This is a genomic window from Mesorhizobium sp. M7A.F.Ca.CA.004.06.1.1, assembly GCF_003999135.1.
Classification (GTDB): Bacteria; Pseudomonadota; Alphaproteobacteria; order Rhizobiales; family Rhizobiaceae; genus Mesorhizobium.
Genome location: NZ_RZPQ01001007.1, coordinates 1 through 1,697, shown reverse-complemented (window position 1 = coordinate 1,697; position 1,697 = coordinate 1). Strand labels below are relative to the sequence as shown.

Genomic DNA, 1,697 nt, shown 5'->3' with positions numbered 1-1,697 from the left:
GCAATGCACACCATCACCGCCCGCGCCAAGGAGACCGCCAAGATCGCGGCAGCGATGATGGACGACAAGTCCGCCGCCGGCCCCGACACGTCGACGATGACCGGCAGCCTGCCCGTAGAAATCGTCTTGCCCGAGACCGTCAACCTGCCGCCTCAGAATTAAGCCGCTTCGACGGCGCACCGCGGGCTGTCTGCCCTCTCGACGCCCGCGGTGTCCTTGTTTTTCCGTGACGCGGAGCCGCCGCGTGACTATATCCGGCATTATGACCACCACGATCCAGACGATCCGCGACGATTTTTCGTTCCTCGAGGAATGGGAAGACCGCTATCGCTACGTCATCGAACTCGGCGAGGCGCTGCCGCCATTTCCCGACGAGCAGCGCAGCGCCGCCAACAAGGTGCCGGGATGCGTCAGTCAGGTCTGGTTGACCACCGAACGCGGGGCTGGAGCCGACCCAGTCATCACCTTCACGGGCGATTCGGACGCTCACATCGTGCGTGGACTGGTTGCGATCATACTTGCGCTGTTTTCCGGCAGGACCGCCAGCGAAATCCAGCAGACCGATGCGGAAGCGACATTGAAAGAACTCGGCCTCGACGAACATCTGTCGCCGCAGCGCGCCAACGGCCTTCGCTCGATGGTCAAGCGCATCAAGCGCGACGCCGAGGCAGCGCTCAAGCAGACCGCCTGACACCTTCATACCGGATCCGCGCCTCGCGGCGCAAAAATCAAACGGCGCCCGAAGGCGCCGTTGATGTCGATCCGATCTGGCTTATTTTGACGCAATTCCCAAGGGAGAGCTCTATGCGCTTTCCCGGGAAAACCGTTTCACTTTTCCTTGAATTGCTCTGGCAGCGATTACCGCGCTTTGCGCTTGCGGCCGAGGCCCATCTTCTTGGCAAGCTGTGACCGGGCAGCCGCATAGTTGGGTGCAACCATCGGATAGGTCGGGTCAAGGTTCCACTTTTCGCGATACTGGTCCGGTGTCAGGTCATAGTGGGTCATCAAATGGCGCTTCAGCGACTTGAACTTCTTGCCGTCTTCAAGGCAGACGATGTAGTCGTCATGAACCGACCGCTTCGGGTTGACCGCCGGCTTCTGCTTGTCGGCAGGCGGCTGTTCGGCGGTTCCGCCCACACGCCCGAGCGCAGCATGGACATCGGATATCAGGTTCGGCAATTCGCCGACCGGCACGGGATTGTTACTGACATAGGCGGCCACCACATCGGCGGTCAATTCGATCAGCGCATCGCTGTTTCTGGAAGGTGTTTCGACAATATCCATGGTCTTCGGGCCCCAACAAGAGTTACATCGATCTGCGCCCTTTTTTACAAGCAGGGCATCGCACGAATTTTGTGCAGGTAGAGTTTCTACGATTCGTGTCGCGGGCACATCAATGAGCGCCCAGACCAAGTAAGTCAATTCGGCCCTTACGCTATATTGAACGATATTGATCAATTATTCCGCGATCAGCTTCAATCTTTCGTGCATTGTGTAATTTATCGATATTTCGCGCGCTCGTCGGCAACGGCTGACGCAACGTCAGCTCACCGTTACATTCGCGGCATCTCACGAAATGGGTTTTAATGTTTGATTTTGCTTGGCTATCGTCGGGCAATATTGGTTGTTCATATTTGTCCACAAAACCAAAGGTTGCCGTGGTCATACGCAAGCAATCAGGCGACATGCCTGTCATC

3 protein-coding genes and 1 pseudogene are annotated in these 1,697 nt (G+C 57.5%); 2 read left to right on the top strand and 2 right to left on the bottom strand.

Annotation, left to right across the window (positions count from 1 at the left end):
• A pseudogene (locus EN906_RS39080) lies at positions 1 to 162 on the top strand (DUF5330 domain-containing protein); the annotation flags it as partial.
• A gap of 100 nt (positions 163 to 262) precedes the next feature.
• Entirely contained in the window at positions 263 to 691 is a 429-nt protein-coding gene (locus tag EN906_RS33225) for a SufE family protein (protein WP_127268169.1), read from the top strand.
• Between the two features lie 167 nt (positions 692 to 858).
• Here the strand turns inward: EN906_RS33225 and EN906_RS33220 are convergent, their stop codons facing one another.
• Together EN906_RS33220 and EN906_RS37860 are read right to left on the bottom strand one after the other, a co-directional pair.
• Positions 859 to 1,284 carry a MucR family transcriptional regulator gene (locus tag EN906_RS33220; RefSeq protein ID WP_013532660.1) on the bottom strand — a complete coding sequence of 142 codons (426 nt, stop codon included), beginning with the start codon at positions 1,282 to 1,284 and terminating at the stop codon, positions 859 to 861.
• Between the two features lie 151 nt (positions 1,285 to 1,435).
• The coding region (locus EN906_RS37860; protein WP_127276813.1) for a hypothetical protein at positions 1,436 to 1,697 on the bottom strand (262 nt) is incomplete at its 5' end.

What these genes read in the sequence shown, in the direction of transcription:
- EN906_RS33225 (WP_127268169.1), top strand. Translation starts at nt 263, where the DNA reads ATGACCACCACGATCCAGACGATCCGCGACGATTTTTCGTTCCTCGAG.
- EN906_RS33220 (WP_013532660.1), bottom strand. Translation starts at nt 1,284, where the DNA reads ATGGATATTGTCGAAACACCTTCCAGAAACAGCGATGCGCTGATCGAA.